Here is a 26,924-nt window from a genome sequence, read left to right as displayed (position 1 = left end):
CTTATTCCGGCGCCGGTTCCAGTTCCGTTTCCTCGAGGTCCGTCTCGACGACGCGCTGCAGGCCCGACAACCGCGTGCCGTCCTCCACCGCGATCAGCGTGACGCCTTGCGTGGCGCGGCCCATCTCGCGGATCTCCGCGACGCGGGTGCGGATCAGCACGCCGCCGGTCGTGATCAGCATGATCTCGTCCGTCTGGTCGACCAGCGTGGCGGCGACGACCTTGCCGTTGCGTTCGGACGTCTGGATCGCGATCATGCCCTTCGTACCGCGGCCGTGGCGCGTGTACTCCGTGATCGGGGTGCGCTTGCCGAAGCCGTTCTCGGTTGCCGTCAGCACGGACTGCTGCTCGTTTTCCGCGACCAGCAGCGCGATCACGTTCTGGCCCTCTTCCAGGTTCATGCCGCGCACGCCGCGTGCCGTACGGCCCATCGGGCGCACGTCGTTCTCGTCGAAGCGCACGGCCTTGCCGGCGTCGGAGAACAGCATCACGTCGTGCTTGCCGTCCGTGAGGGCGGCGCCGATCAGGAAGTCGCCCTCGTCCAGGTCGACGGCGATGATGCCGGCCTTGCGCGGGTTCGAGAAGTCGCGCAGCGGCGTCTTCTTGACGGTACCGAGGCTCGTCGACATGAACACGTAATGGTCTTCCGGGAACGTCGAGTTCTCGCCCGACAGCGGCAGGATCACCGTGATCTTCTCGCCGTCCTGCAGCGGGAACATGTTGACGATCGGCTTGCCGCGCGAGTTGCGCGAACCCTGCGGCACTTCCCACACCTTCAGCCAGTACATCCGGCCGCGGTTGCTGAAGCACAGCATGTAGTCGTGCGTGTTGGCGATGAACAGCTGGTCGATCCAGTCCTCGTCCTTCGTCGCCATCGCCTGCTTGCCGCGGCCGCCGCGCTTCTGCGCACGGTATTCGGAAATCGGCTGCGACTTCATGTAACCCGTGTGCGACAGGGTGACGACCATGTCCTGCGGCGTGATCAGGTCTTCCGTTTCCAGGTCGGACGCGTTGTGCTCGATGGCGGAACGGCGCTGGTCCTTGCCGTTGTCGGCGTAGTCGGATTTGATCTGCGCCATCTCGTCGACGATGATGCTCGTGACGCGCTCGGGCTTGGCCAGGATGTCGAGCAGGTCGGCGATGTGCAGCATCACGTCCTTGTACTCGTTGACGATCTTATCCTGCTCGAGACCCGTCAGGCGCTGCAGGCGCATCTGCAGGATTTCCTGGGCCTGCTCGTCCGACAGTTTATACAAGCCGTCCTGCTGCATGCCGTAGTGCTTCGGCAGGTGCTCCGGACGGAACGCCTCGATGCCACCGGAGGCGCCCAGTTCGGTGCGGGTCAGCATCTCGCGCACGAGCGACGAATCCCATGCGCGCGACATCAGCTCCGTCTTCGCGACGGGCGGCGTCGGCGCGGCCTTGATGATCGCGATGAAGTCGTCGATGTTCGCCAGCGCGACGGCGAGGCCTTCCAGCATGTGGCCACGTTCGCGTGCCTTGCGCAGCTCGAACACGGTGCGGCGCGTGACCACTTCGCGGCGGTGCGACAGGAAGCACTCCAGCATCTGCTTCAGGTTCAGCAGCTTCGGCTGGCCGTTGACGAGCGCGACCATGTTCATGCCGAACGTGTCCTGCAGCTGGGTCTGCTTGTACAGGTTGTTCAGCACGACTTCCGGCACTTCGCCGCGCTTCAGCTCGATGACGACGCGCATGCCCGACTTGTCGGACTCGTCGCGGATGTCGGAAATGCCTTCCAGCTTCTTGTCGCGCACGTTCTCGGCGATGCGCTCCAGCAACGATTTCTTGTTGACCTGGTACGGCAGCTCGTCGACGATGATCGCGATGCGGCCGCCGTCCTTACCGTATTCCTCGAAGTGCGTCTTGGCGCGCATCACGACGCGGCCGCGGCCCGTGCGATAGCCGTCGCGCACGCCGGAGACGCCGTAGATGATGCCGGCCGTCGGGAAGTCCGGCGCCGGAATCAGTTCGATCAGCTCGTCGATCGTGCAGTCCGGATTCCTCAGCACGTGCATCGCGCCGCTGATCACTTCGGACAGGTTGTGCGGCGGGATGTTCGTCGCCATGCCGACCGCGATGCCGGACGAGCCGTTGATCAAGAGGTTCGGGATCTTCGTCGGGAGGACGGTCGGTTCTTTTTCCTTGCCGTCATAGTTCGGCTGGAAGTCGACGGTGTCCTTGTCGATGTCGGCCAGCAGTTCGTTCGAAATCTTGTCGAGGCGGCACTCGGTGTAACGCATCGCCGCGGCGGAGTCGCCATCGATCGAGCCGAAGTTGCCCTGCCCGTCCACCAGCGTGTAGCGCAGCGAGAAGTCCTGGGCCATGCGCACGAGGGTGTCGTAGATCGACGCGTCGCCGTGCGGGTGGTACTTACCCATCGTGTCGCCGACCACGCGCGCGCACTTGAGGTAAGGACGGTTCCACACGTTGTTCATCTCGTGCATCGCGTAGAGCACGCGGCGGTGCACGGGCTTCAAGCCGTCGCGCACGTCCGGCAGAGCACGGCCCACGATCACGCTCATGGCGTAATCGAGGTAGCTCTTGCGCATCTCTTCTTCCAGGGAAATTGGAACTGTTTCTTTTGCGAATTGATCCATTGTGCGGGTCGACGCCTTCAAGCTAAAAATTGGAATTCCAAGCCCATGATTTTACCACGCCGGCCCTAGCAGCAGAGCATTTTGGCCGCAAGCAAGGTTGATAGCAAAGTGGCACAATTGCCCCGATGACACATGCCTGTCATAAACCTTCGTCAAGCTTGCATGCGCTTGCCGACACCTTGTTGCGCAGAAACAACGCAGCAAATACCATGCACTGCAATTGGTCGACCACCGGTCGTGCGGATGTGGCGTATGTGGCAAAATGGCCGAGACGTTAATTGCTTGTTTCACAATGCGAAACTGACGTGCTGTCTCGAGTGTTAATATTATGCTCACGTCGTATTGCCTCTAGGCAGTTTCGCTGCTAGAAGATTTTACCGAAAGGAAGAAATAATATGAATAAATTGGCAACCCTCGTATTCGCAGCTACGGCCGCGATGGCGGGCAGCGCATCCGCGCAAAGCGCACCTCCGTATGCGCCCCTGACCACCGATATCAAGGCGCCGACGCCGTACAGCGCTTACGTGCAGGATGCCCGTGGCGTCATCGCTCGCAACCCGTTCGGCCTGTGCTGGCGTACCGGCTACTGGACCCCGGCCGACGCGGTCCCGGGCTGCGACGCCCCGCTGTGCGTGGAACCCGAGCACCTGGAGAACGGCAAGTGCGTCGCACCGCCGCCTCCGCCGCCTGCCGCTCCGGCACCTGCCCCGGCTCCGGCCCCGGCACCGGCTCCGGTCCCGACCTCGGAAAAAGTGAGCTACTCGGCTGACGCCTTCTTCGACTTCGACAAGGCCGTGCTGAAGCCGGCCGGCAAGGCATCGCTGGACGACCTGGTCGGCAAGCTGAAAGACATCAACCTGGAAGTCATCATCGCCGTCGGCCACACCGACTCGGTCGGTACCGATGCGTACAACCAGAAGCTGTCCGTCCGCCGCGCCGAAGCCGTCAAGGCTTATCTGCAGAGCAAGGGCGTCGAAGCAAGCCGCGTCTACACCGAAGGCAAGGGTGAGAAGCAGCCGGTCGCCGACAACAAGACTGCCGCCGGCCGTGCGAAGAACCGCCGCGTGGAAATCGAAGTCGTCGGTACCCGCAGCAACAAGCAATAATCGGCGGATTAACGCCTGACCAACCCCGCTTCGGCGGGGTTTTTTTATGCCTGTCGGAAGTGTTTCCTCGGGGGCGCTTTTTTTCGCAAACCCATCCGTACCGGCCACCCATTTCCGCTATCATTCCGTCCTATGACTACGACGACCAACGCCGATCCCTTAGAGATCCAGAAGTTCAGTGAACTGGCCCACCGCTGGTGGGACCCGACGTCCGAATTCCGCCCGCTGCACGACATCAACCCGTTGCGCCTGGAATGGATCAACGCGCGCGTGCCGCTGGCAGGCAAGAACGTCATCGACATCGGCTGCGGCGGCGGCATCCTGGCCGAGTCCATGGCGCGCAAGGGCGCGAAGGTCACGGGCATCGACTTGTCGAAAAAAGCGTTGAAAGTGGCCGACCTGCACAGCCTGGAATCGGGCGTCGAGGTCCGATACAAGCTCATCGCCGCCGAGGACATGGCCGCGGAAGAACCGGGCCAGTTCGACGTCGTCACGTGCATGGAAATGCTGGAACACGTGCCGGACCCGGCCGCCATCGTGCGCGCCGCGGCGACCCTCGTCAAACCGGGCGGCCGCGTGTTCTTCTCGACGTTGAACCGCAACGTCAAATCGTATCTGTTCGCCGTCGTGGGCGCAGAATACGTGTTGCGCATGCTGCCGCGCGGCACCCACGACTACGCCAAATTCATCACGCCGGCCGAATTGTCGAATTTCGTGCGCGATGCCGGCCTCATCGTCGACGGGCTGAAGGGCCTGACGTACAACCCGCTGACCAAGATCTACTCGCTGAACCAGGACACCGACGTGAACTACATGGTCGCCTGCAGCAAACCGCTTTGACTATTCGCCCCATGACTTTTCCTTCTGTCCTGCCGGCGCCGCGCGCCGTCCTGTTCGACCTCGACGGCACGCTGGCCGACACCGCGCCCGACCTCGCTGCCGCCGTCAACTGGATGCGCACGGAGCGCGGCCTGGAGCCCACGCCGTACGCGCTGCTGCGTCCGACCGCCTCGGCCGGCGCGCGCGGCATGATCGGCGCCGCCTTCGGCCTCGCCCCGGGCGACGAGGGTTACGAAGACCTGCGCGTGCAATGGTTCGAGCGCTACCAGTCGGCAATGGCCGTGCACACCACGCTGTTCGACGGCATCGCCGACCTGCTGGACGGCATTGTGGACGCCGGCATGACCTGGGGCATCGTCACGAACAAGCCGGCGCGCTTCACCGACCCGCTCGTGCCCCAGATCGGCCTGGCGCGTGCCGGCTGCGTGATCTCGGGCGACACGACGCCGCATGCGAAACCGCACCCTGCTCCGCTGCTGGAAGCGGCGCGCCGCCTCGAGCTCGACCCGGCGCACTGCTGGTACGTGGGCGACGACTTGCGCGACATCGAAGCGGGCCGTGCGGCGGGCATGATCACCGTCGCGTGCGCCTGGGGCTATTGCGGCTCGATCGATCCCGTCACCTGGGGTGCCGATTATCTGCTCGAGACGCCGCGCGACTTGCTGCAGTTGTTGCGGGAACTGGCGGACGCTGCGCGCGCGGCCGCCTGAAGCGGCCACGGTCCGCGCATCGCGCGCTCAGGCGCGGTGACGCTCTCTTTCCCTCCTGTTGACTGGCTGCCGGTCCGGTTCAGATGCCGGCAGCAATGACATCGTACCGACCTCTCTGCTGAGCTGACTGGCGCGCAGCAGATCGTGGCGGCCTTGCCGTAGCTACATGCACCGTCGGTCGGTTAGTTGCATATTATCAGCCTCAGCGATGTGCCTGGCGGTCGGACCGCCACGCGGACTCGTCATCGCTGCGGTAAGCCAGCAACTTTCCCGCTTACATATCTTTACGATTGATACAGTGCACTGTCTATCTCTCCGTGATGCCACTGGGTAATCTACAGCCATACGACAACAACGTCTCAGGAGCAAACAAATGGAAACGACCAAGACCACTTCCCGCATCCACCCGCTGACGGCAGCTGCCGCAGTGTCCGTCATCGTCGTCAGCCTGGCCGGCACGGCCGCGATCACCGGCCTCCTGCCGAGCTCGCACAGCGCACCTGAGGCTGGCGCCAACACGGCCCAGGTGAACCCGGCCTACTCGGCCGCACCGACCGCCGCACCGGCACTGCCGATGGCCGCGGAAGCGCCGCAAGGCACCCAGCCGCAGCAAGCCGCGTACGCCCAGTCGGCCGTCGCCAGCGCCCAGCCGGCCCCGGTCGTGATCAAGGAAACCGTGATCAAGGAAGTGCCTGCGAAACCGGTGCATCACACCGTGCACCATGCGAACACGAGCTATGCACAGAACGACTCGCCGTCGTATCGTGAACCGGCCTATCGCGAACCGGCTCCGCGTCCGGCACCGCAGCAGCCGAACTACGTCGCGATCGGCACGGGCGCCGTCGTGGGCGGGCTGCTCGGCAACCAGGTCGGCAGCGGCAACGGCCGCAAGCTGGCGACGGTGGCCGGCATGATCGGCGGCGGCATGCTGGGCAACCAAATCGCCAACCAGAACCAGAACCAAGGCCGTTGATCGACAAGGCTTGATTTTCCGCACCTCGCATCCACATCGGATGCGAGGGCGCATCCAGGCTCTCCGTTCATGGATCGATTGCGGTACAATGAACGTCTCTATCTGGGGGCGACCTGGTTTCGACGTGGGTTGCAAAGCAGAACAGGGCATACCGAGGACTGGTTACCTCGTAAATACATCCAGAAATCAATAACTGCAAACGATAACTCGTACGCACTCGCAGCCTAATCGCTGCTAGCTCTACACCACCTCGCCTCTGGGGTGTGCCGCAAGGCAAGTAGAGTCATTTACAGAGGCTAGGACCCAACCGGGTTACTTGGTTGCTTCCGAAATTTTAGGTAACTCGCTTGGTCGAAGGGTGCACGTCCCCGTCGGCTAAGTTAAATTAATTGACAGTGCTAAGTATGTAGAACTGTCTGTAGAGTGCTTGCGGACGAGGGTTCGATTCCCTCCGCCTCCACCAGTATTCCGATAACCCGCTGATTCTTCAGCGGGTTTTCTTTTTTCTGCCGTCCCGGTTGTGGCTTTCACCCCAAGTCAGCACCCCAAACGAGACCGGCATGGCAATCAGGCTTCCATCACATCTTCACCGGGCGCGGTCGGGCATCCTGCACTTTCGCATCGCGATCCCGCCCGACCTCCTCCAACACTTCACAGTCCGAGAAATTTATCGTAGCCTTCGCACGGCTAGTGTTCGCGATGCAACCCCCACCGCGCAGACGCTCGCACAGGCCATCAAACGCGCTTTTCAGCAACTCCGCAGTCGAACTATGTCCGATCAGAAAAAACCGCTTCCAGACCCCTTTGACGCCTCGGAATGGGGGCTAACGATGGAATGGCGGCTTCCCGACAATTCCACATTGAAACTCACGACAAACGAGACTGATACACCGGAGCAGGTTTCTGCCGCCGTTTCAGCCGTCATGGACAGGATTGGTGACAGCGGCGCCGCTAGCGGTAGTGGTCGAGTTGGCGTTGGCGCTCTAGCGCCGAAGAAGGCTATACCTCTGTTTTCGGAACTAATCGAGGACTACAAGCGCGACCGACTTGCAGCTAACAAGTGGACACCCAAGACCCAGGACGAGAACCTGGCGGTCTACAAGCTGTGCATCGACATCATCGGCAACCTACCACTCAACGAAATAGGCGAGGATCATGCACTGACCTACGTCGAAACCTTGAAAAAACTGCCGGCCAACATGAACAAGATGCCGGCCTACAGAGGGAAGACTATCAGCGAGATCATCGCGCTCAACCCGCCGCCAATGGCAACGCGAACGATCAACAAGAGTCTTGAGAGGATCAGCAGTCTGTTCAAGTTTGCTATCTCGAAACCGAAGTACGGCTTGCAGTACAACCCGTTCAGCGGACGCAGCTTGGACGAAAGCGACGCACAGCCGCGCCTACCGTTCACTGTCGACGAACTGATCAGACTTTTCGGCGCGGCCGAACATGCTAAGCGCCGATATAGGACCGCCTATAGCTACTGGCTGCCTCTTATGGGCCTCTTGACCGGCGCACGGCTGAACGAGCTTTGCCAGCTTCACTTATCAGACTTCGAGATCGTGGGTGGTATTTATTGCATCAACATCCGGGATGACGAAGAGGGGCAGCGGGTCAAGAACAAGAACGCGCGTCGCCTGGTTCCCATCCACGACAAGCTAATCGAAGCCGGTCTCGTACGGTACGTTGAGCGTTTACGGGCGCAGGGTTATGACCGGCTTTTCCCAACTCTAGAACTGACCGAAGACGGCTACGGCAAGCTACCCTCAAGATGGTTCGGCAGGTTCAAAGAACGTTGCGGCATTATGGAAAAGCACACAAAGGTTTTCCATTCATTCCGGCATACTTTCATATCGACCCTGCTAAACAACGACGTACCGGAAACGGCGATCGCGCCGATTGTGGGTCACGAAGGAATGCTGGTCACATCACAGGTCTACTGGAACGTCAGAGACCCCGCAAAGCGTAAACCGACAGTCGAGAGGTTCCAGCCGCCCCCGGAAGTCTGGCAACTTGTTCCAAAAGTTGAAGACATAGAAATCACGGAAGGTTGGTAAATTTCTGACGTTATTCTACGCGGGCACAGCGATGACATAAATCGCGCACCTGCTGCTCCCAGGTGCGCTATATCAATTATCTATAAATACAGAAGCTCTTTATCATCGAGAAAACGTGGGCGCCAGCATGCTAGGAACTCCGCTCGTTGCACATGGCGCCACGGCCCGCATGATCATAACATTTCGATCGAAATAACCCTTTGAAGCGCAAGAGGAGATTATTGTTCGCCTTCGAGTGTCGCAGTCATCTTTCTCACGATAGAGCTTCTCAAAATTTTAGCGAATTTCTCATCATCTCTAAAATGCTCTAATCCATAGTTAAGGCTAGTCTTGAATGCTTTAACTGCGGCCGTATTGTTCGGGTCCAGTTGGATGATCTTCCCTAACTGACGGCATAACGTCGTTGTCGGATATGGGTCAATTGGCCCACGTCGCACACGCTCTTGCTCTAAGATTTTTAGACCTTCATCATATAGGCTGTGATCTTGGACGCCCTCAATTATATATTTCTCTAGCAGGGTACTGCCGAGAGAGTGTTGGGTTTGGAACGAGTCAAAATGGGATATGCCAGTTCTAAAGCAGTCGATAGCATTATCGAGTTGACCGACCTCCTTATAGTAGAGTCCAAACTGCAACCAGAAAATTCCGTCTCTACCATAGAAGCGTTGCGCCTCATGATAAGTCGCTTCAGTATCAGCAACCCGAGTTTCGTATGGAAAAAATTTTCCATATAAGAACGTGAAAGAAATAATATTCTTATACATCTCATACGCTAACGGGTGAAAGCGAATATCTTCAATTTCAAACTGCCGAGAAAGAAATTCTAATATTCCTATCACAGCGTCCAACCTTCCCCCGTGCGCTATGCACGATTTAAAGTAGAAGTCAGCGACTACTCGATGCCTACATGCCACGTGCTGTCGAGGTGGCAATGGGACTGCCAAATCAGAGAGGTCTGAGTTCAGATACTGTGTAACCAGTTTCTGATCCATATCCAAAAAGCCGGACAAGTAATTTATGGGAACTGAGAAGCCAAGCGTATTCATTATTGCTACGACATCCAAGACGGAGCGGGCTTGTTCGTCGCCGATCGAATGGTATTCTTTGAATAGCTTATTCTCAAAGTTTTCATGCGTGGTAAGTGAAAACAGCGTAGAAAGCAAGTCGCCTCGATATCCTCGCTCTGAGTCAAGAATCCTTCCAGCTTGCTTATCGAGCGACAGCTCTGAAAAACCTTCAAAGACTAAGCCATGTGCTTGCAATCGTTGAGCAATCGCTTTTGCATCGCCAATTGACACTTTTCCAAATTCAAACTCCTGAGCTTTTTCGGCGCTGTCTGCTAGATGATGGCGGTTCTTTCGATAGACGTTGGTTCTTTCCTCTAAGATAAATAGCAAGAACGGATTTTCAATATCACCCTCATCCATTGCAGCTGCAAGGGCATTAATCGAGTAATAGAATGAAGCGGCATTGTAAAAAACAATGATTGCCTTCTCGGTGAAATTCCGAGTTATCCGAATTAAGTAATCTACGTTAAGACCATTTTCTGAGTCGTATTCGTAGATATACGGATAATTGTTCACCAGATTCCGGAGCGCGGCGCGTATCCCTGTCGTTTTCCCCGACCCGCTAGGTCCTATTACATTCAGTATGCCATACCCATCTTTACCTTCCTTCATCATTGCGGAGATATGGTATGTCAAATTGCGAATCTTCGGCGTCTCGGCATGTGCCTCATGTTCTATAAAGAACCAGCGTGGATGGGTTCCAGTAATGAAGTGTTTGAAAATGCCTTTCTCAGCCTTGGCTTTTGCCAACTCATCAACAACTGGGTTGAAAGCTTCTTTGAACCAAATCATTGACTGCTGGCTGCGAAGAAACCTAGACGAAGTTGGAACCTTTTCAGCAAGGTGTTCCCCAATAGTCTTCGGCTTCACGTTTGCATAGACCAGCTCGAAAAACTCTTTCGCTGTAGCATCGATTACCGTATAGCCTGCGGCAATATAGTTGTCCATCTTGATTGGATCGGGATCTGGCATAACGATCCAGTTGCGCGCCAAGCTTGTCGCCTCGCCATACTCAGATATGCGAGCGGCCAAGTGGGTATCAAAGTCACTCTCGTCAAGTTGGTTGCCAATCACGATAAGTCCACCCGCGATCATTCGTGCGGCCAGGTCATTATGCCAGTCTAAAATTTTTCTACTAGAAGCTGCGCCATACTCTGTGTTCGAAAAGATAAACCCTTGCTCGTGCTTTAGGATTGTTCCGTGTATCGTTATTACAGGAATACTGCCGAGCGTTTGGCTTACTAGGCCTTTGTCCTGGTAGTTTAGGATCGTGAAGTCAGCAGCGTTCTTGCCTGCCTTACGCGTTCTCTCATAACCGACGTTGAGAACATTATCAATGTTCGTGGTGTATATACGTGTCCACACATATTGAAAAATCCTCTCTTGCCACGGTTCAACCCTATCAACCGTGAAAACGTTTGTCAGGTATTCACTGAGATTCGGGAGGTGGCGCCCAGCATATGCATATGCATCCCTAAGTGTCGTTGACGGTCGTGGCACTTGACTACAAGCAGCAAGCAACATATTCCGCAGACCTTCACCAGTGGGAAGTTCACCCGTAGGTGTTTTGTTCTTGTAGCTAAACCCAGCCCCAAGCAACAACGACGCTTCGCCAGAAGCAATCAGTGGGCATATTTTCTCTATTACAAGCGCGGCATGCTCGGGCGACACAGGGATACCTCTACGGTTGATTAAGGGCAATAGACATTCTGCCTGCTATTAAGTTTTTACTCAACACTAGACGCACAGATTGCCTGTTGTCGCACTTCGACCGCCGCACCTCTGGCTAATTTTTTTAATTTCTTTTAGGAAACAAAAATATAACGGCCCAGTTTGGGCCGGTTAATGTCAGCTGGAAGCGTAGATAGGTACTCGACTGCTAACTGTTTGGGTAACTGACCATGTTCCGATGCCTATCCTACGATGTTCAGGATGCTGGCGCGGCTGACCGCGTATTCCCGCGCCAGCGCGCTCACCGACGCCCCGGCACCGTGCGCGGCCTTGATCGCCTGGCGCTGCTCATCGCTGGTTTTTGGGGGACGCCCAAGCACCTTGCCTTCCGCCTTCGCGCGCTCCAGGCCCGATTGGGTGCGCTCCACCAGCAAATCGCGCTCCATCTCAGCGACGGCGGCTAGCATGGTCAACATGAGCTTGCCGGCGGCGCTGGTCAGGTCGAGCTTGCCGAGCTGGAGAACGATGACCTCGATGCGGCGCGCGGCCAGCATCTTGATCGTGGCGCCAACGTCCTGTGCATCGCGGCCCAGGCGGTCAAGCTTCGTTACCACCAGCACCTCACCATCACGGATCTGGCTGAGCATCTTGGCGAACTGTGGGCGCTGCATCGCCGAGACCTTGCCCGACACGCCTTCATCCGCGAACCAGTAGTCGACCTGATAGCCAGCAGCCTCGATTTCGCGGCGCTGGTTTTCGGTGGTCTGTTCTTTCGTGCTGACGCGGCTGTATCCAAAGGTCGCCATTTTTGCCCCTCTTGAGATTCTGAGATGTTAGAAAACGGTGTCAGAATATAGCCACCTGTTAGAAATAACAACCCCTATTTTTCTAACAGAGCACAAAATGCCCACTCCAGACTGTTGGAAAACGGTCGTTTTTTAACAGTTGTTGCCTGCATTCTATTGACTACCTGCGTTACCTATGGAATGCTAACGCCTTCACTTACTGCGGAGTAAAAATTGCCATCCATCGTGCAACGAACCCTTACCATCACGACCGGCAAGCGGGCGTCGATCAAGCTGGACCAGCCGACCTGGCAAGCGGTCGAGTTCCTGGCCCGCGAGCGAGGCCAGACGTGGCAAGAGTGGTGCAAACAAGTCCTGGTCGGCGTGAGCGGTGACGACAACATGACCGCCTCTGTGCGCGAGGCTGCAATGGCTGGCCTGCTCGGCGCGACGATCATGCCGGACCTGCAGGACCGGGCCGAACAGCTGGCGCTCCAGGAAAACCACGCCCTGATGCGCAACGCCGCGCCGATCGACGACAAGCTGCTCAACTCGACCTTGAAGCACGCAAAGGTCCAGGGCGGCTCCGACTTCGGCGGCTTTGAGGTTCTGTTCGGCTTCGACGAGCACGGCACCGACTGCATCTGGATCAAGAACCGGATCGCCGGCGGCCTGCATTTCGCCATCCAGGCACCGCTCAACTGACCACCGGAGACCCCCTATGAAACTCAAAGTGCTCTCGGCGCCGGAAGTGGCCTACCTGCTGCGCAGGGAACTCGGCCCCACGCGCAACTGGGACGACACCCTGGCCGACATGCGACGCGGCAAAGTCGAGGTGCATGGCTGCATCCTCCTGCCGAACTGCATGGGCAAGCACGCCCACGCTTGGCGCCCAATGTACGCGGCTCCCGACATCCTGGCCTTCATCGCAGCGGTGCGCGCGGCCGATCCCTGCGCCACGCGTAATGTGCCCTACCAGGTCAAGACGGTGCACGCGGACCCAACCGACACCCGGCCCTGGTACACGCGCAAGCTGCTGGTTGCTCGATCGACCTTCGCGCCGATGATGGGGGGCAGCGCACGCACGCCGGGCCATATGCCTGTCTGAACAATGGTAACCGCATCACGTTCCGTGCGGTCGGCGTACCGCACGACAGCTGTAGTCGACTGGCTGGCGCTCGAGATTGAAGTCGCGCGCCCTACCCAGTTCCACTGGCTCCAGAACCTCTTGGCTGATCACTTCGGCGACGACACGCTGGAGTACATCAGGGCGGTCGATGCTGGCGCTGGCAACGAGGCGACCAGGTTCCTGATCAAGCTGAACGACGCCCACTGCAAGGACGTCGACACGATCCGCGCGGCCCTGGCGGCGCTTGGTCAACGACACACTCTGGTCGGCCCGGTGCTCATCAAGGAACTGGAAGTGTCGCTCGACTTCTACCCGAACGACGACCAGGCGCGCGCGGACCTCCTACCGCTAGTTGCACGTTTGCAAATGTCTATAGCGGCGTACGGTCGGCATCACCGCCAGGTCGGCCCGAGCAAGTGGCCAGACTTCCTGGACAGCACCCGCACGCCTGACCCGCAACAGACCTTCTACGTCAACAACAACAAGCGCGACCCGGTGAGCTGGCGCGTCTATCACAAGATCACCGACCAGAAGCTTGACCTGCCACGCGACCAGCACCGCGCGCGCGTCGAATTCACGCTACGGGGCGCCGGGCTGCACAAATACGGCATCAACAGCCTGGACGACCTGGTCGAGCGTGGCTTCGTCGGCTTCGGCGACCTGCTGCACTTCCGCCAGTTCATCCCGATGCCCGAACTGATCGCCGGGATGAAACCGGAACTGGCCCAGCTGGTGCAGCACGCTACCCGACGTGATCGCATCATGATTTCGCTCTACCTTTTCGGTCGACACGCCTATCACCGGGACAGCCGCACCGGGAAGCCGCGCAACGGTGGCCGTCCGAAGCTGCTCGACCACTCACGCCATACCGAGAGGGACGACGAACTTAACCATCTGGTTCGCGACAGGCTGCGCGACCTTACGCGGCGTTTTTCCACACAAAATTAGAAGCAAAAAACCAGGCCGCGGCCTCGTTTCTCATAGAGCAGGCGGGGAAAAAACCTATTAACTTCTATACGAAGATAATCACCCTACAAACGCACCTTGCTAAAAAACGCTGACCCAACGCTGAGCTGTTGAAGTAAAAATCTCCGCACTGGTGCACCGGCTCGCGGACCAGGACTGGCTGCCTTCCTCAAAAGTGAAAGTCCTAGAAAAAAAGCAACATCGCGGAGGGGCACCTTTTATCAACTTTGGCCGTTTTGGCACCGAACCTTATAGTTTGCAAAACACTACAAGGTTTCCGATCCGGAGAATCGACCAACTGTTCCACGAGACAGCTGGCGCTGCTAGAATCCCAAGTTCGCACCCCAAGTGGGGTGCGTTTTATGCGTCACGCCGGGGCCGACACTTAGTGGAATCAAAGAGTTATGGAACAGATGGTGGAGGTTGGAGACTCCCTCCGCCTCCACCAGTATTCAAAACAAAAGCCCTGCCGGCGCAAGCCGGTGGGGCTTTTGTTTTGAATACCTCTCGTGCAGACCGTGGAATCGAATCCTCGTCCGGCACGGACGAGGGGCGAGCCGGGGTTTCGAGCTGCGCAGCAGCGAGCCGGCGAGCGGCCTTGCGCATGCAGGCGCAAGGCCGCTCCGATTCGTCCATTCAAGGAAATCGCGCAGCGATTTTTGCCGTGGCCTCCACCAGTATTCAAAAACAAAGCCCGGCCGGGGCAATCCGGCGGGGCCTCGTACGATTATGCATGCGGACAGACGCGATACCGACCGTTCACATCTCCGCAGTTTCCGCATTGCGCATCAACCAGTGATAACGGAATGCGTCGGCGATACTCGCGCATAACGCCTCGTCGTCCCAAGGTTTCGCGTGGAACCGGAATACGGCGCCGCTATTGGTCGCCTCGATGATCGCGTCGACCGCCGTGTAGCCCGATAACATGATCCGGATAATCTGCGGGTGGATCTGTTTGACGCGCGACAGGAATTCGATGCCCATCATGCCGGGCATGCGCTGGTCGGAGATGACAACCTGGACGTCGTTCAAGGCAAGCAAGCTCAAACCTTCCTCCCCGCTCTCCGCATGCAATACCCGATACCCCTGGCGACGCAGAAGCCGGCGCAATGCCGCGCTGACGCTTGGGTCGTCGTCAACGAGCAGCAGGGTCCGCACCTGTTCGTCAGGACACACCACAGGCAGCACCCGCTCGTCGGTCAGCAACTGCTCGAATGCCGCTGCGGGTACCGGACGGCTGAAATAATAGCCCTGGATCTGGTCACAACGGTAGGTCGTCAGATAGGTCAGCTGCTCCTGGGTTTCCACGCCTTCCGCGATGACTTGCAATTGCAGGCTTTGGGCAAGCGAAATGATGGACCGCGCGATCGACGCCGCGTCCGGATCGGTGGTGACGTCCCTGACGAACGATTTGTCGATCTTCAGCACATCGATCGGGAAGCGTTTCAGATATGAGAGGCTGGAGTAGCCGGTGCCGAAGTCGTCCAGCGACAGTTGTACGCCGAGCCCCTTAAGAGCATTCATGGTGGCGAGTGCATGGTCGATGTCCGTCATGACCAGGCCTTCCGTCAGCTCGATGTCCAGGTAGCGTGCCGCGAGCCCTGAGTCCGCAAGGGCCCCAGTCACGACCTCGATCAGGTCCGGCTGGTAGAACTGCTTGCCCGACAGATTGACACCTACGCGCAGGCCATCCCAACCGGCACTATGCCAACGCTTGGCGTCCGCGCACGCGGTCCGCAATACCCACGTGCCAATCGGGACGATCAGCCCAGTGAGTTCCGCCAGGTCGATGAACCGGTCGGGTGGAATCATGCCGAGCTCGGGATGCGCCCATCGCAGCAGGGCTTCCGCGCCGACGATCCGGCCGGTGCGCACATCGACTTGTGGCTGGTAATGCAACAGCAATTCACCCTGCTGGATGGCATGCCGCAGGTCGCCCTCGAGCCGCAGGCGTTCCATCGCGCGCGCTTTCATCGACGACGTATAAAATTGTAATTCGCCACCGCCCGCTTCCTTGGCGCGCTGCATCGCGATGTGGGCATTCTTGATCAGGGCGTTCGCCGTGTCGCCATCGGCTGGGAATACGGATAACCCGGACGTGCAGCTGAGGAAGTGTTCATGCTCGCCGACCTTGATCGGATCGCCCAGGGTGCCCATGATGCGCTGGACTGTATTGATCGCGGCGTGCTCGTCGGCCGTATCTGCGAGTACCAGCACAAATTCATCGCCACCGGTGCGCGCGGCCGTGTCGTTCGGCCCCAATATCGTCCTCAAGCGGGCCGCCGTCTCTTGCAGGACCAGGTCGCCGGCCTCGTGGCCCAGCGTTTCGTTCACCACGGCGAAACGGTCGAGATCGATACATACGAGCCAGGCCTGTTCGCCCCGACTCATGGCCCGTGCCATGGTCTGACTTGTCCTTTCGCAAAGCAAATTTCGGTTGGCAAGCCCTGTCAGGGTGTCGTAATTCGACTGATATTCGAGCAGGTCCTCGCTCGCGCGGGCCTTGCGTTCGATGTGAAGGCGTTCGACCGCAATGCTCACCGTGTGGACGCACAGGCCAAGGATCTCCATTTCGCCCCGATCGGGCACACGTCCGGCTGCCGTGAATACCGCAAGTGTACCGAGCAGCCGGTCTTGACTCGACCGGATTGCATACCACCAGCATGCGCGATCCCCATGCAGTCCAGCGGTATCGTGGGCGCCAGTCCAGCTCGGATCTTTCCCCACGTCGGCGACAAAGACCGGCCCTGCCTGCAGCCGTGCGCGTCGGTCGGGCGGCAATACTTTGTCTACATCGAATTCTTCCAGGATGCCCCGTAACGAAGCCGGAAGACTTGGCGCGACGACGCTTTCGAAGGCGGCACCGTCCGCGCCCAGCAACATCACTGCACATTGCATGGCATTCCCGGACGACTCGACGATCTTCGTGGCGAGCTCCAGGAGCTCGGGCAGCGGCGCACCCAATGCCATCCGTTCCAGCAATTGCATCTGCTTATTCTTGAACGTCTGCAGGCGCCGGCTTGCGCTTATATCGCGGCAATATACCGCAAGCCCTTCCGATGACGGATACGCCCGAACCTTGAACCAGCGATTCAGCGGCGGGAAGTAAATATCGAACTCGACCGTGCAATGGTCGCGCATGGCCCGCCGAAATTCGGTATCGGCGATCCCGCCGACGAGATCCGGATATTCCTCCCATAAGACGCACCCGAGCAACTGCCGACGATCACGCTCGAGCAGGCGCTCGGTCTCCTTGTTGACATATGTGAATCTCCAGTCCAGATCGACTGTGAGGAACGCCTCCGTGATGCTTTCGAGCGTGGTACCGAGACGGTGCGCCAGCCTGCGGATTTCGTCGTTCGCCAACCGCGTGTCGTGGTTGTCGGTGGTGGTGCCGTACCATTTTACGATCGTACCGTGTTCATCCCGGATCGGTATGGCACGCGCCCAATGCCAGCGATAGCTGCCGTCGGCGCTACGGAATACGCGATATTCGGTCTCGAAGATGGTGCCCGAGCGAACCGCGGCCTCCCACAGGGACAGCGCCTGAGCAACGTCGTCCGGGTGCAGTATCGTGACCCAGTTCTCAGCATTGATGTCGTCGACCAGGCCAGTGTAGGCGCGCACCCAACTGTTGGCGTAATCGATACCGCCGTCGGCGTTGGCCGTCCATACGATTTGCGGCATCGCATCGGCAAGCTGGTGGAAACGCTGTTCGCTTTGAAACAGGGCCTGCGCGGCGTGCATCTGCTCCACCTGATGAAGCGCCTCTTCCTGCAGCTTACGGTCCGTCAAGTCCGTATGGGTGCCGATCACCCGCGCTGCCTGTCCATCCACACCGGTACCGACGACCATGCCGCGACTGAATATCCAGCGCCAGCTTCCGTCCTTGGCCTGCATGCGATACTCCATCGCGTAGGTCTGCATTTGCCCGGCGACCAACTTGGCGGTCGCATCGAGGACCCGTCCACGGTCCTCCGGATGAATGAGGTTTTCCCATTGTTTCCCAGTCCGGATCTCATCGTCGCCATAACCAAGCATCTCGCGCCAGCGGTGAGAAAAGTACACCGTATCGGTCCGTCCATCCCAGTCCCAGACGCCGTCGCCCGCGCCTTCGAGCGCGTATTTCCAGCGAAACTCGCTTTCCTCGAGAGCGACCCGGGCGCGGACACGGTCGCGCAGTCCGGTCAGCACGCTGTAACCGATCAGGACAATCAGAATGGACAGCGCACAGGCGCCGCCCAACACCAGATTCCGGTGCCGGACATACGGTTCGAGAATTTCATCGCGGCTGCGGCCGACCACCACCGCCAAGGCCTGCTTCGGCAATACGCGCCAAGCGTAGAGGCGAAAGACACCGTCGATCTGCGAGGCACGCGAATACATCAGTGTTTCCGTGCCTATCGCGCCAAAGTCCGGCATGGTCCGCAACATCTTGTGCGGCTCGGACGACACCGCCGGCTCGCGCGCGACAATGGTGCCGTCCGCGCGAACAAGGGCGACCGTCCCGTGCCGGCCAAGTTGAAGTTTCCCTGAAAACCGGGTGAAATACTCCGGCGCTACCGACAACACGATCACACCGGCAAAACGATTCCCGCCGGCCAGCAATGGACGAGTGAACTGGATACTTTCCCGTCCGGACACCCGCCCCTTGACCGGGCGGCTGACGAACAGCTTGTCGATCCCGCCGAGATGGGTGCGAAAGTGCTCGCGGTCGCTTAAATCGAGCCGTGGCGCGGAGCGGTCCACGCTCGAATATGCCAAGTGTCCTGTCGCGTCGATAACACTCACCTGAAATGCAACAGGTTTTTCGAGAATTGCCTCACGCTTGTGCACGTAATCATCAAACCTGTCCCGGGCGTCGAGCCATCGTTCGCGCAGGTCGATTGTCGTCAGGTCGATCGCATTGATGGAAGAATTGACTTCTTCAGCGAACAGGCGCGCAATGTTATCGTTGTCTTCGGCGGCCTCCGTCAACGTTTTCTCATATGTACCGTGTAACGACGCGATCACGACGCCCCAGAGACAAGGCAGGATAACTGCCGCAATCAGCGCGAGTTGTCCTGGCAACGGAAACCTGAAAAAAGCCTGCAACGGCAGGCCGATCGATTTGGAACTCACTCAGCGACCTTTTTATCCTGAAGGGCATCGCCGGCCAATAACCGCGCGACACGATTAGATAGCCTTTGGTTGGACCGACGCTACCAGGACGGCGGCGGAGCAAGTCGAGCCAGGGGAGTCTTGCAGCGCATTCCTGACCACGTCGATGTCAACAGTACATAGCCCGCCAATCACGGCTCACATTTTACATTGATTCCTCGTGGAAACATAAATGTGCGCTAGGAAATAAAAGAGATGTCGCATTTTTGCTCAATACGATTTCCTTGCGAAGGGCTGGCGACAACGATGGCGCAACGGGGCGCCGCCAGATCGATCGCGGCGATGTGAGCTGCCAACACTGTCCCCACCACCGTGTTAACCGGCGATTGGGAGCGCCCGATAAAAATACGTCGTATCGCACAGCCCGCCTTCCGGCAACAACGCAAACCCCGGCACCACGCCCAGCCGCGTCCACCCCATGCGCGCGTACAGCCTCTCCGCGTCCTGGCTGGCCGTATCGAGCACGAGCAATGTCTTGCCGGAAGCGCGCGCCTCGCGCTCCGCCGCGTCCATCAGTGCCGCGCCGACGCCCTGCTTGCGCGCGCGCCGCATCACCAGCATCTTGCACAAGTCGGCCCGATGCGGCTGGTTGTCCGGCATCGCCAGCACGAGATGGACGGTGCCGACGATGCCGTACTCATCCTCGGCCACGAGCAACACGCGTCGGCCGGCCTCCACATCGGCCGCGAGCCCGCGCCACCACGCGAGCGCCTGGCTCAAGGTGAACGGGTGCATGAACCCGACGGATGCGCCGCCCTCGACGCAATCGAACAGCACGGCGGCGAGCCCTTCGATGTCCGGATCGGTCAGGTTCGACAAACGACGTACGCGGCAACTCATGATCAGCTCCTGGCTATCGTGGTGAGGACGACGGCGTACCGTGCCGGCAGGTCCCCGGGGTTGTGGAAGGAAATCGGTGCGTCGAGCGGGACCGCGAGACAGTCGCCCGTCTCCAGTTGGTAGGTGTCTGCGCCGTACGCGATCTCCATCCGGCCTTCGAGGATCCAGATCTGCTGCAACACGGCGGGCGTGCGTGCACCCGCCTCGTACGTCACGCGTGCTTGCGGGGGAAACGTGACGTCGACGATACGCGTCGGCGATTGGAAACCTTCTGGCGAAACATTACGGCGCAGATAGCCCGAATGCGGGTCCTGCCATACGACCTGGTCGGCGAAACGCGCGACGGGCTCGGCCCTGGATGCGGGGTCGTCGAACAGCGACGCGAGCGGCACACCGAGCCCGGCCGCGAGCTTGTCGAGCACGACTGCAGTCGGGCTCGTTTCGCCCCGCTCGATCAGCGACAGCATCGACCGGCTGACGCCGCATTGGTTCGACAGCGCGTCCAGCGACAGGCCACGCTCACTGCGCAGCAGGCGCACTTGTTGGGCGATACGCCCGTTGACGGAGGAATCATCTTTCATAGTGGATATATTCTCCAATATGAAAGAGCATCCGTCAACTATCCTGGATTATGCCTCCAGCAAAATGGACGGCATCAGGAAGTCGGCCCCGGATCCGTTCCAGGCGTGACGAGCAATTCCTTCAGCAACATGTCGTTAAACGCAGGCAAATCATCCGGCTTGCGACTGGTGACGAGCCTCGCGTCCAGCACGACCTCTTCGTCCGTCCATTCGGCACCGGCATTCGTGAGGTCGCGCTTGAGGCTGGGCCAGCTCGTCAGGTGCCTGCCAGTGGCGATGCCCGCATCGATCAATGTCCAGGGACCATGGCAGATGGCCGCGACCATCTTGTCTTCGGCATCGAAATCGCGGATGAAGTCAATCGCTTCTTTGCTCATGCGCAGTTGATCCGGATTGGCGACGCCACCAGGCAGCACGAGGCCGTCGAAGTCGGCAGGCTTGGCGTCGCCCACGTTCATCTCGACCTTGAAGCGGTCGCCCGGCTGCATGTGATTGAAGCCCTGCACGTCGTCGCCCGCGGCCTTGGGCGCCAGCAGGACGACGGTCGCACCCTGCTCTTCCAGGAAGGAACGAGGGCTCGTGTATTCGATCTGTTCGACGCCATCCGTCATCAGCATGGCGACGCGCTTGCCTTGCAAGGGCCTGCTGGAAACTTGTTCCATATAAACTCCTTTTGGTCGAACGCATAAAGACGATCAACCATTCTAGGCACGGCACGCGTGGCGCGTCGCACGGGCACCGGGCAAAAAAAACGCCGGCGCTTTAAGGGCGTCGGCGTCGGTGTAGCGTGCGACGGGATCGATCAGTGCTTCGTCTGCCCGGCCGACTGCAGCTCGCTCAACAGGGCCTGGTTGAAGGCCGGGATGTCGTCCGGCTTGCGGCTCGTGACGAGCTTGCCGTCGACGACGACCGGCTCATCGGTCCATTCCGCGCCCGCGTTCTGCAAGTCGAGCTGCAGCGTGGGCCAGCTCGTGACGTGCTTGCCCGTGACGAGGTCGGCGTCGATCAGCGTCCACGGACCGTGGCAGATGGCGGCGATCGGCTTGTCCTCGCGGCCGAATGCGCGGATGAACGTGATGGCTTCCATCGACAACCGCAGCTGGTCGGGATTGGCGACGCCGCCCGGCAGCACGAGCGCATCGAAGTCGGCCGGGCGCGCGTCGCGCACGTCCAGTTCGACCTTGAACTTGTCGGCCGGGGTCAGGTGATTGAAACCCTGGATCTCGTCGCCCGTCGGTTTCGGCGAGACGAGCGTCACCTGGGCGCCTTGCTGTTCGAGGAACCCGCGCGGGCCCGTGTATTCGACTTGCTCGACGCCATCCGTCATCAGGATGGCAACCCGTTTGCCCTGCAGGGCCTGGTTCTTACCTTGTTGCATGTAACCTCCTTGTCAGCGTTTAGCATTGGCTAAGCAGGAAGCCGATTGTAGATTCGCCCGGCAGGATGCGGCGCGCGGCATTGGTCAGCCCGATACGGCCTGCCACACCATCCAGATGTTCGCGCTGGAAATCACGACGAACAGGAACCACGACAGCACCGTCGTCCACCACGCATTGACGAACTGCCCCATCAGGTCGCTCCGCCCCGTCAGGCGAATCAGCGGGTACATGGCGAAGGGCAATTGCAGGCTCAAAACGACCTGGCTGCCGACGAGCATCTTGCCGATCGCATGGTCGCCCAAGGTCAGCACGCCGATCATCGCCGGGCCCAGCGCGAGCGCGCGCGTGAGCAGGCGCCGCTGCCAGCACGGAATCTTCAGCTTGAGGAAGCCTTCCATGATGACCTGGCCCGCGATCGTCCCGGTGAACGTGGAACTCTGGCCGGACGCGAGCAGCGCGAGGCCGAACAGGATCGCCGCGGCCGCCGTACCGGCCACCGGCGCCAGGAGGTAATAGGCCTGGTCGATGTCCATCACGTTGCCGCCACCCGGCTTGTAGAACGCGGCACCCGCCAGCACGAGAATGGCGCCGTTGATGAACAGGGCCAGCAGCAGCGACACGATGGTGTCGATGCGCGACAGCTTGATCGCTTCCGCGAGGCGCGCGCCGCCTTCGTTGAGGTCGTGGCGCATGATGCGCGTCTGCACGACGGACGAGTGCAGGTACAGGTTGTGCGGCATGACGGTCGCGCCGAGGATGCCGATCGCGAGATACAGGGCGTCGCGCTGGCCCAGTTTCTCCAGCGACGGCACGAGGCCCGCCACGACGGCGCGCGGGTCCGGATCGACGAGGAACAGTTCCGCAAACAGGCACACGGCAATCGTGATGATCAGGCCAAGCACGATGGCCTCGAGCTGGCGGAACCCCTTGCCTTTCAGGCCCAGCACGATGATGGTGTCGAGGGCCGTCAGCGCCACGCCGACCGGCAGCGACACGCCCAGCAGCAGCTTGAACGCGAGCGCGCAGCCGAGCACCTCGGCGAGGTCGCACGCTATGATCGACAGCTCCGCGAACGCCCACAATCCCTTCGAATGCACGGGGGAATATTGCTCGCGGCAATGGACGGCGAGATCCTTGCCGGTGACGATGCCCAGCCGCATGCTCAGGCATTGCAGCACGATCGCCGCCAGGCTCGACAGCACGACGACGAACAGCAGATCGTAGCCGAACTGCGAGCCGCCCTGGATCGCCGTGGCCCAGTTGCCCGGGTCCATATACCCCACCGACACGAGCAGGCCCGGGCCGGCATAGCGCAGGATTTTTTTCCACAGCGGATCGTTCTCCGGCACGTTGACGGTGCCGGAGACTTCGGAGGGACAAAACGGTGCGGTGGCCTTGGACGGAAATTTGAGCATAGGCGGCAAGATAGCACGGGGCTTGCCGCGCACGCCGCGCTCCACCCGAGCTCGCCGAAACACCGGCGCGCGAGGCGCCGGCGCGAAACGTCAGCCGATGCCGGCGTCGATGCCCAGCACGCGCAGGCGCGCGCGCAGGCGGCGGATTTCATCGCCCAGGTCGACGACGAGCGCGGCGAGGTCCTCGTTGGCGTCGAAGTCGCGCTCGACGCTCAGCAGCCGCCGGGCGCGGACGAGGTCGCCGCTGCGGAAACGCCAGCTCGTCACCTGCACGCTCGTCTCGCCGCCCAGCACGCCCGCGTGCACGTGGCGCACGACCCAGTCGGGCTCCACGTTGCAGGCACGCGCCAGTTCGTCGAGGGTCAGCGCCACGTCCTCCAGCAGCACGCCGGTGAGAATGTCGTCATGCATCGTTCAGGCTCCTATGCGTTCGCGGGGATTGAAGGCAAGGTCGCGCGCCATCGCCTCGTACAGCTCGCGCGCACGGTCGCTCGTGGCGGGCGGCAACACCACGTTCAGCATCAGGTACAGGTCGCCCGGCGTTTTCGTCGGGATGCCGCGTCCTTTCAGGCGCAGCTTGCGCCCGTTCTGCGACCCGGGCGGCACCGTCACCTCGACCGTGCCCGACGGCGTCGGCACGGAGATCGTCGCCCCCAGTGCGGCCTCCCAGGGCGTGATGGGCACGTCCTGGTACACGTGCGTGCCTTCGACGCGCTGGCGCGGGTCGGGGTTCAGCTGGATTTCCAGGTACAGGTCGCCGGCCGGCCCGCCGCCGAAGCCCGGATGGCCCTGCCCCCGCATGCGCAGCTGCTGGCCCGGCGTCACGCCTTTCGGGATGTTCACGGACAATGTCTTGTCCTGCATGGTCGCGTGGCCTTGCGCATCGTGCTGCGGCACGCGCAGGCTGATCGTGCGGGTGGCGCCCTGGTAGGCGTCGCGCAGGTCGATGGCGATGGCGGCGTGGATGTCCTCGCCGGGCATCTGGAAGCCGCCACCGCCCCCGCCCGCATGCGCGCCCGCGCCCCCGCGCGAGCGCCGGCCCACGTGGGCGAACAGGTCGTTGAAGAAATCGTCCGCGCCGGCACCACCGAAATCGAATTGCGTTCCCCAGTCCGGCGGCGGCTGGAAGCCCTGGCCGGGACGGTGCCCGCGACCAAGCTCGTCGTACGCGGCCCGCTTTTCCGGGTCGCCCAGCACGTCGTAGGCTTCGTTGATTTCCTTGGTCTTCGCGTCCGCGTCCTTGTGCTTGCTGACGTCGGGGTGGTACTGCCGCACCAGCTTGCGGTACGCCTTCTTGATCTCGTCCTGGGTCGCCGTTTTCTCGACACCAAGGGCCTGGTAGTAGTCCTTGTATTCCACGAGCTTGCTCCTGGATCGGTTGGATGTTGGATGCCCCCTAAGTTGTGGCGGGGGGCTTGCTTTTCAATTACTACCCGGCGCGCCCATCCGATTGTACTAGCACGCCGCGCCCCGTTTCGCACCGTTGAGCATGGGGCCGGGCTCCAGAAAGCATGGACTTGTCTCCTGACGCCATCGCGTGCCCTTTGATGTATGCATGCGACCGGCCTAGCATCGGACATCACACATCAATAACGACATGGAGACAGACAATGCACACCAACCGCTCGAGATTCCTCCTCGCCGCCGCCCTTCTGTCCGCCTTGGCCGCCAGCGCGGCCGCCGCGCAAACGACGAGCTTCGCCAGCAGCTACAACGGTGCCGGCACGTCCGGCGGCTCGTGTTCGATGAGCTACAGCATCGCCGGTGCGGAGCCGTCCGGGACGGGGCCGTATCCCGTGTTCATCTACATGGTCGGCACCAACGAAACCTATAACAACGCGGCCGCGATGGCCGCCGTGAACGACATGGCGAGCAAGGGCTATATCGCGGCCACCGTCGATTACGCGGAATCCCAGTTCGGCACGTGCTCCGTGCTGGGCGCCAAGTCGAGCTGCATCTTCAATCCGAACAGCACGCTGAGCGCCGTGGCGCAGTTGTGCTCGCGCGCGAAGGCCGACTGCAGCAAGGGCATCGTCGTGGGCGGTTTCAGCCAGGGCTCGATCCTCGCGCTGCTGGCCAAGAACTACGACGCGCGCGTGCAGGCCGCGTACGGCATCGGCATGAGCAATGTGTATTCGACGTACGACCTGTCGTCCTGCGTCTCGAACGGCAACCGCACCTTGCCGAGCGACCGGCTGCGCGCCGTCGACGGCGAAAAGGACAACTTCGCCGGCGGCACGCAGTCCGCGGTGCAGACCTCGCTGCAGAACGTCACCGGGCTGAAATGCGCGGCCGGTTCCTACGCCTGCATGAACAGCAATGACAGCGGCTGGATCATCGTCAAGAACAGCCAGGTCGCGGACGGCTCGGCCGACCACTGCTACATGCGGGCGTCCGGCGACTGCTTCGGCAGCCAGAACAGCCTGGACAGCAACTGGAACAACGGCACGGCGAACTGGGCCAAGGACACCAACCTGCAGTGGCTCACGAACTTCACGACCAAATAAAGGTTCGTGACGCACGCTTGACCTAGGCCGCATTACGCACATTTGTCCGCCATTAGCATTTCAACCAGTATCCGGCCATGCACGGCAATGCTAGAGTCCTCGTGTTGTCGTTTGTCCAACAAGGGGGAAATGATGGTGAGCAAATGGGTCAAGCGCACGAGCATCGCGTTGGCGACACTCGCGCTGCTGGGTGTCGCCACGGCCGGCGTCGGCAAGGTGCTCGGTGAACGCAAGATGGCGCGCAGCATCGCATTGCTGGTGCGCCCGCTGGACATCGTGCCCGACGTCGCCCGCGTCGACCACGGGCGCTACCTGTACAACACGCGCGGCTGCGCCGAGTGCCACGGCGCGGACGGCGCCGGCAAGACCGTCGTCCGCGACGGCGGCATGCTCGTCGTCGCTCCGAACATCACGGCCGGACCCAACGGCGCCACGGCGCACTACCGCGTCGTCGACTGGGTGCGCACGGTACGGCACGGCGTCAAGCCGAACGGGAATCCCGTCATGGTGATGCCCAGCGACGACTACAGCCGCCTCAGCGACGACGACATGGCGGCCCTCGTCGCCTACCTCGAACAGATGCGCCCCGTGCCCGGCGTGAAGGCCGTCATCGACGTGCCCGTGCCCGTCAAGGCGCTGTACGCTTTCGGCGTCATCAAGGACGCGTCCGAAAAGATCGACCACACACTGGCTCCGCCGCAGGCCGTGCCGGCCGCCGTCACGCCGGCCTATGGCGCCTATGTCGCCGCCACGTGCACCGGCTGCCACGGCGCCGACCTCGCCGGCGGCCGCGTCCCCGGCGCTCCGCCCGCGTGGCCGCCTGCCGCCCGGCTCGCGCCCGGCAAGGGCAGCGCGCTGAACCGCTATCCGACGCCGGAGGCATTCATCGCGATGTTCAGGACGGGCCGCCGGCCGGACGGCAGCGCCATCAGTTCCGTGATGCCGTTCGGCTCGCTCAGGCAGATGAACGAGACGGACGTGCGGGCACTGTACGCCTACCTGAAGTCGGTGCCGGAGACGACCTTGGCGCAGCGCTGAGACGCCCACGCGCGCGCGTCACGCACGGGCCGCATGCGCGGGTCGCACGGGCCTGCCGATTCCTCAGTAGAATGCTCGGT

General features: G+C 60.7%; 21 protein-coding genes and 1 other RNA gene. 11 read left to right on the top strand and 11 right to left on the bottom strand.

Annotated elements, in window-relative coordinates; genetic code table 11:
• Position 1: 1 nt before the first annotated feature.
• A complete protein-coding gene (gyrA, locus tag HAV22_RS14590) occupies positions 2-2,617 on the bottom strand; it encodes a DNA gyrase subunit A (protein WP_166859811.1) in 2,616 nt (871 codons plus the stop codon).
• A gap of 395 nt (positions 2,618-3,012) precedes the next feature.
• On the opposite strand from gyrA, the gene ompA reads away from it, so the two are divergent.
• The 6 genes from ompA to HAV22_RS14560 all read left to right on the top strand — a co-directional run bounded on the left by ompA (position 3,013) and on the right by HAV22_RS14560 (position 8,306).
• On the top strand, positions 3,013-3,723 hold the full coding sequence (gene ompA / locus HAV22_RS14585) for an outer membrane protein OmpA (RefSeq protein ID WP_166859810.1): 711 nt from the start codon (positions 3,013-3,015) through the stop codon (positions 3,721-3,723).
• 132 nt (positions 3,724-3,855) lie between these two features.
• Positions 3,856-4,563, top strand: coding sequence for a bifunctional 2-polyprenyl-6-hydroxyphenol methylase/3-demethylubiquinol 3-O-methyltransferase UbiG (gene ubiG / locus HAV22_RS14580; RefSeq protein WP_166859809.1), 708 nt, complete (start codon positions 3,856-3,858; stop codon positions 4,561-4,563).
• A gap of 11 nt (positions 4,564-4,574) precedes the next feature.
• The gene (locus HAV22_RS14575; RefSeq protein ID WP_166859808.1) at positions 4,575-5,273 is read left to right on the top strand and encodes an HAD family hydrolase; all 699 of its coding nucleotides are present in this window, start codon (positions 4,575-4,577) and stop codon (positions 5,271-5,273) included.
• Positions 5,274-5,646: 373 nt separating this feature from the next.
• Positions 5,647-6,246 carry a glycine zipper 2TM domain-containing protein gene (locus HAV22_RS14570; protein ID WP_166859807.1) on the top strand — a complete coding sequence of 200 codons (600 nt, stop codon included), beginning with the start codon at positions 5,647-5,649 and terminating at the stop codon, positions 6,244-6,246.
• A 104-nt stretch (positions 6,247-6,350) separates the two neighbouring features.
• Positions 6,351-6,709: a transfer-messenger RNA gene (gene ssrA, locus HAV22_RS14565) on the top strand.
• 97 nt (positions 6,710-6,806) lie between these two features.
• Positions 6,807-8,306 (top strand): site-specific integrase, encoded by a 1,500-nt coding sequence (locus HAV22_RS14560; RefSeq protein ID WP_166859806.1) that lies wholly within the window; start codon positions 6,807-6,809, stop codon positions 8,304-8,306.
• Positions 8,307-8,524: 218 nt separating this feature from the next.
• Here HAV22_RS14560 and HAV22_RS14555 read toward each other — a convergent pair whose 3' ends face one another.
• Together HAV22_RS14555 and HAV22_RS14550 are read right to left on the bottom strand one after the other, a co-directional pair.
• Entirely contained in the window at positions 8,525-11,044 is a 2,520-nt protein-coding gene (locus HAV22_RS14555; protein ID WP_166859805.1) for a P-loop NTPase, read from the bottom strand.
• Positions 11,045-11,286: 242 nt separating this feature from the next.
• A complete protein-coding gene (locus HAV22_RS14550) occupies positions 11,287-11,850 on the bottom strand; it encodes a recombinase family protein (RefSeq protein ID WP_166859804.1) in 564 nt (187 codons plus the stop codon).
• Positions 11,851-12,063: 213 nt separating this feature from the next.
• Here HAV22_RS14550 and HAV22_RS14545 point away from each other — a divergent pair, with 213 nt between their 5' ends.
• Genes HAV22_RS14545 through HAV22_RS14535 form a run of 3 tightly spaced genes read left to right on the top strand, consistent with a single transcriptional unit; the run spans position 12,064 to position 13,906 of the window.
• Positions 12,064-12,534 carry a ribbon-helix-helix domain-containing protein gene (locus HAV22_RS14545; RefSeq protein ID WP_166859803.1) on the top strand — a complete coding sequence of 157 codons (471 nt, stop codon included), beginning with the start codon at positions 12,064-12,066 and terminating at the stop codon, positions 12,532-12,534.
• 16 nt (positions 12,535-12,550) lie between these two features.
• Positions 12,551-12,937, top strand: coding sequence for a hypothetical protein (locus tag HAV22_RS14540; protein ID WP_166859802.1), 387 nt, complete (start codon positions 12,551-12,553; stop codon positions 12,935-12,937).
• Between the two features lie 24 nt (positions 12,938-12,961).
• The gene (locus HAV22_RS14535; RefSeq protein ID WP_166859801.1) at positions 12,962-13,906 is read left to right on the top strand and encodes a hypothetical protein; all 945 of its coding nucleotides are present in this window, start codon (positions 12,962-12,964) and stop codon (positions 13,904-13,906) included.
• A 777-nt stretch (positions 13,907-14,683) separates the two neighbouring features.
• On the opposite strand, the gene HAV22_RS14530 is transcribed toward HAV22_RS14535, so the two are convergent.
• The 8 genes from HAV22_RS14530 to HAV22_RS14495 all read right to left on the bottom strand — a co-directional run bounded on the left by HAV22_RS14530 (position 14,684) and on the right by HAV22_RS14495 (position 24,658).
• Complete coding sequence (locus HAV22_RS14530) at positions 14,684-19,045, bottom strand: EAL domain-containing protein (protein ID WP_166859800.1); 4,362 nt, start codon at positions 19,043-19,045, stop codon at positions 14,684-14,686.
• Between the two features lie 354 nt (positions 19,046-19,399).
• Positions 19,400-19,924: a GNAT family N-acetyltransferase gene (locus tag HAV22_RS14525; protein WP_166859799.1), complete on the bottom strand. Its 525-nt coding sequence runs from the start codon at positions 19,922-19,924 to the stop codon at positions 19,400-19,402.
• A gap of 2 nt (positions 19,925-19,926) precedes the next feature.
• Positions 19,927-20,505 carry a helix-turn-helix domain-containing protein gene (locus HAV22_RS14520; protein WP_166859798.1) on the bottom strand — a complete coding sequence of 193 codons (579 nt, stop codon included), beginning with the start codon at positions 20,503-20,505 and terminating at the stop codon, positions 19,927-19,929.
• 74 nt (positions 20,506-20,579) lie between these two features.
• Entirely contained in the window at positions 20,580-21,167 is a 588-nt protein-coding gene (locus HAV22_RS14515) for a type 1 glutamine amidotransferase domain-containing protein (RefSeq protein WP_166859797.1), read from the bottom strand.
• Positions 21,168-21,307: 140 nt separating this feature from the next.
• On the bottom strand, positions 21,308-21,883 hold the full coding sequence (locus HAV22_RS14510; protein WP_166859796.1) for a type 1 glutamine amidotransferase domain-containing protein: 576 nt from the start codon (positions 21,881-21,883) through the stop codon (positions 21,308-21,310).
• An 84-nt stretch (positions 21,884-21,967) separates the two neighbouring features.
• A complete protein-coding gene (locus HAV22_RS14505) occupies positions 21,968-23,299 on the bottom strand; it encodes an Nramp family divalent metal transporter (protein ID WP_166859795.1) in 1,332 nt (443 codons plus the stop codon).
• A 90-nt stretch (positions 23,300-23,389) separates the two neighbouring features.
• The gene (locus HAV22_RS14500) at positions 23,390-23,710 is read right to left on the bottom strand and encodes a chaperone modulator CbpM (RefSeq protein ID WP_166859794.1); all 321 of its coding nucleotides are present in this window, start codon (positions 23,708-23,710) and stop codon (positions 23,390-23,392) included.
• Positions 23,711-23,713: 3 nt separating this feature from the next.
• Complete coding sequence (locus HAV22_RS14495) at positions 23,714-24,658, bottom strand: DnaJ C-terminal domain-containing protein (protein ID WP_166859793.1); 945 nt, start codon at positions 24,656-24,658, stop codon at positions 23,714-23,716.
• A gap of 251 nt (positions 24,659-24,909) precedes the next feature.
• On the opposite strand from HAV22_RS14495, the gene HAV22_RS14490 reads away from it, so the two are divergent.
• Together HAV22_RS14490 and HAV22_RS14485 are read left to right on the top strand one after the other, a co-directional pair.
• A complete protein-coding gene (locus HAV22_RS14490) occupies positions 24,910-25,806 on the top strand; it encodes a hypothetical protein (RefSeq protein ID WP_166859792.1) in 897 nt (298 codons plus the stop codon).
• A 129-nt stretch (positions 25,807-25,935) separates the two neighbouring features.
• Complete coding sequence (locus HAV22_RS14485) at positions 25,936-26,844, top strand: c-type cytochrome (protein ID WP_229421239.1); 909 nt, start codon at positions 25,936-25,938, stop codon at positions 26,842-26,844.
• Positions 26,845-26,924 lie beyond the last annotated feature (80 nt).

The organism is Telluria antibiotica (genome assembly GCF_011682055.1).
Lineage (GTDB): Bacteria > Pseudomonadota > Gammaproteobacteria > Burkholderiales > Burkholderiaceae_D > Telluria > Telluria antibiotica.
Note: the sequence above shows the minus strand (reverse complement) of the source record. Positions and strands in the feature narration are given on the sequence as shown.

Coding starts and splice junctions, on each gene's coding strand:
- gyrA (WP_166859811.1), bottom strand. CDS start 2,617: ATGGATCAATTCGCAAAAGAAACAGTTCCAATTTCCCTGGAAGAAGAG.
- ompA (WP_166859810.1), top strand. CDS start 3,013: ATGAATAAATTGGCAACCCTCGTATTCGCAGCTACGGCCGCGATGGCG.
- ubiG (WP_166859809.1), top strand. CDS start 3,856: ATGACTACGACGACCAACGCCGATCCCTTAGAGATCCAGAAGTTCAGT.
- HAV22_RS14575 (WP_166859808.1), top strand. CDS start 4,575: ATGACTTTTCCTTCTGTCCTGCCGGCGCCGCGCGCCGTCCTGTTCGAC.
- HAV22_RS14570 (WP_166859807.1), top strand. CDS start 5,647: ATGGAAACGACCAAGACCACTTCCCGCATCCACCCGCTGACGGCAGCT.
- HAV22_RS14560 (WP_166859806.1), top strand. CDS start 6,807: ATGGCAATCAGGCTTCCATCACATCTTCACCGGGCGCGGTCGGGCATC.
- HAV22_RS14550 (WP_166859804.1), bottom strand. CDS start 11,850: ATGGCGACCTTTGGATACAGCCGCGTCAGCACGAAAGAACAGACCACC.
- HAV22_RS14540 (WP_166859802.1), top strand. CDS start 12,551: ATGAAACTCAAAGTGCTCTCGGCGCCGGAAGTGGCCTACCTGCTGCGC.
- HAV22_RS14525 (WP_166859799.1), bottom strand. CDS start 19,924: ATGAGTTGCCGCGTACGTCGTTTGTCGAACCTGACCGATCCGGACATC.
- HAV22_RS14520 (WP_166859798.1), bottom strand. CDS start 20,505: ATGAAAGATGATTCCTCCGTCAACGGGCGTATCGCCCAACAAGTGCGC.
- HAV22_RS14515 (WP_166859797.1), bottom strand. CDS start 21,167: ATGGAACAAGTTTCCAGCAGGCCCTTGCAAGGCAAGCGCGTCGCCATG.
- HAV22_RS14510 (WP_166859796.1), bottom strand. CDS start 21,883: ATGCAACAAGGTAAGAACCAGGCCCTGCAGGGCAAACGGGTTGCCATC.
- HAV22_RS14505 (WP_166859795.1), bottom strand. CDS start 23,299: ATGCTCAAATTTCCGTCCAAGGCCACCGCACCGTTTTGTCCCTCCGAA.
- HAV22_RS14500 (WP_166859794.1), bottom strand. CDS start 23,710: ATGCATGACGACATTCTCACCGGCGTGCTGCTGGAGGACGTGGCGCTG.
- HAV22_RS14490 (WP_166859792.1), top strand. CDS start 24,910: ATGCACACCAACCGCTCGAGATTCCTCCTCGCCGCCGCCCTTCTGTCC.
- HAV22_RS14485 (WP_229421239.1), top strand. CDS start 25,936: ATGATGGTGAGCAAATGGGTCAAGCGCACGAGCATCGCGTTGGCGACA.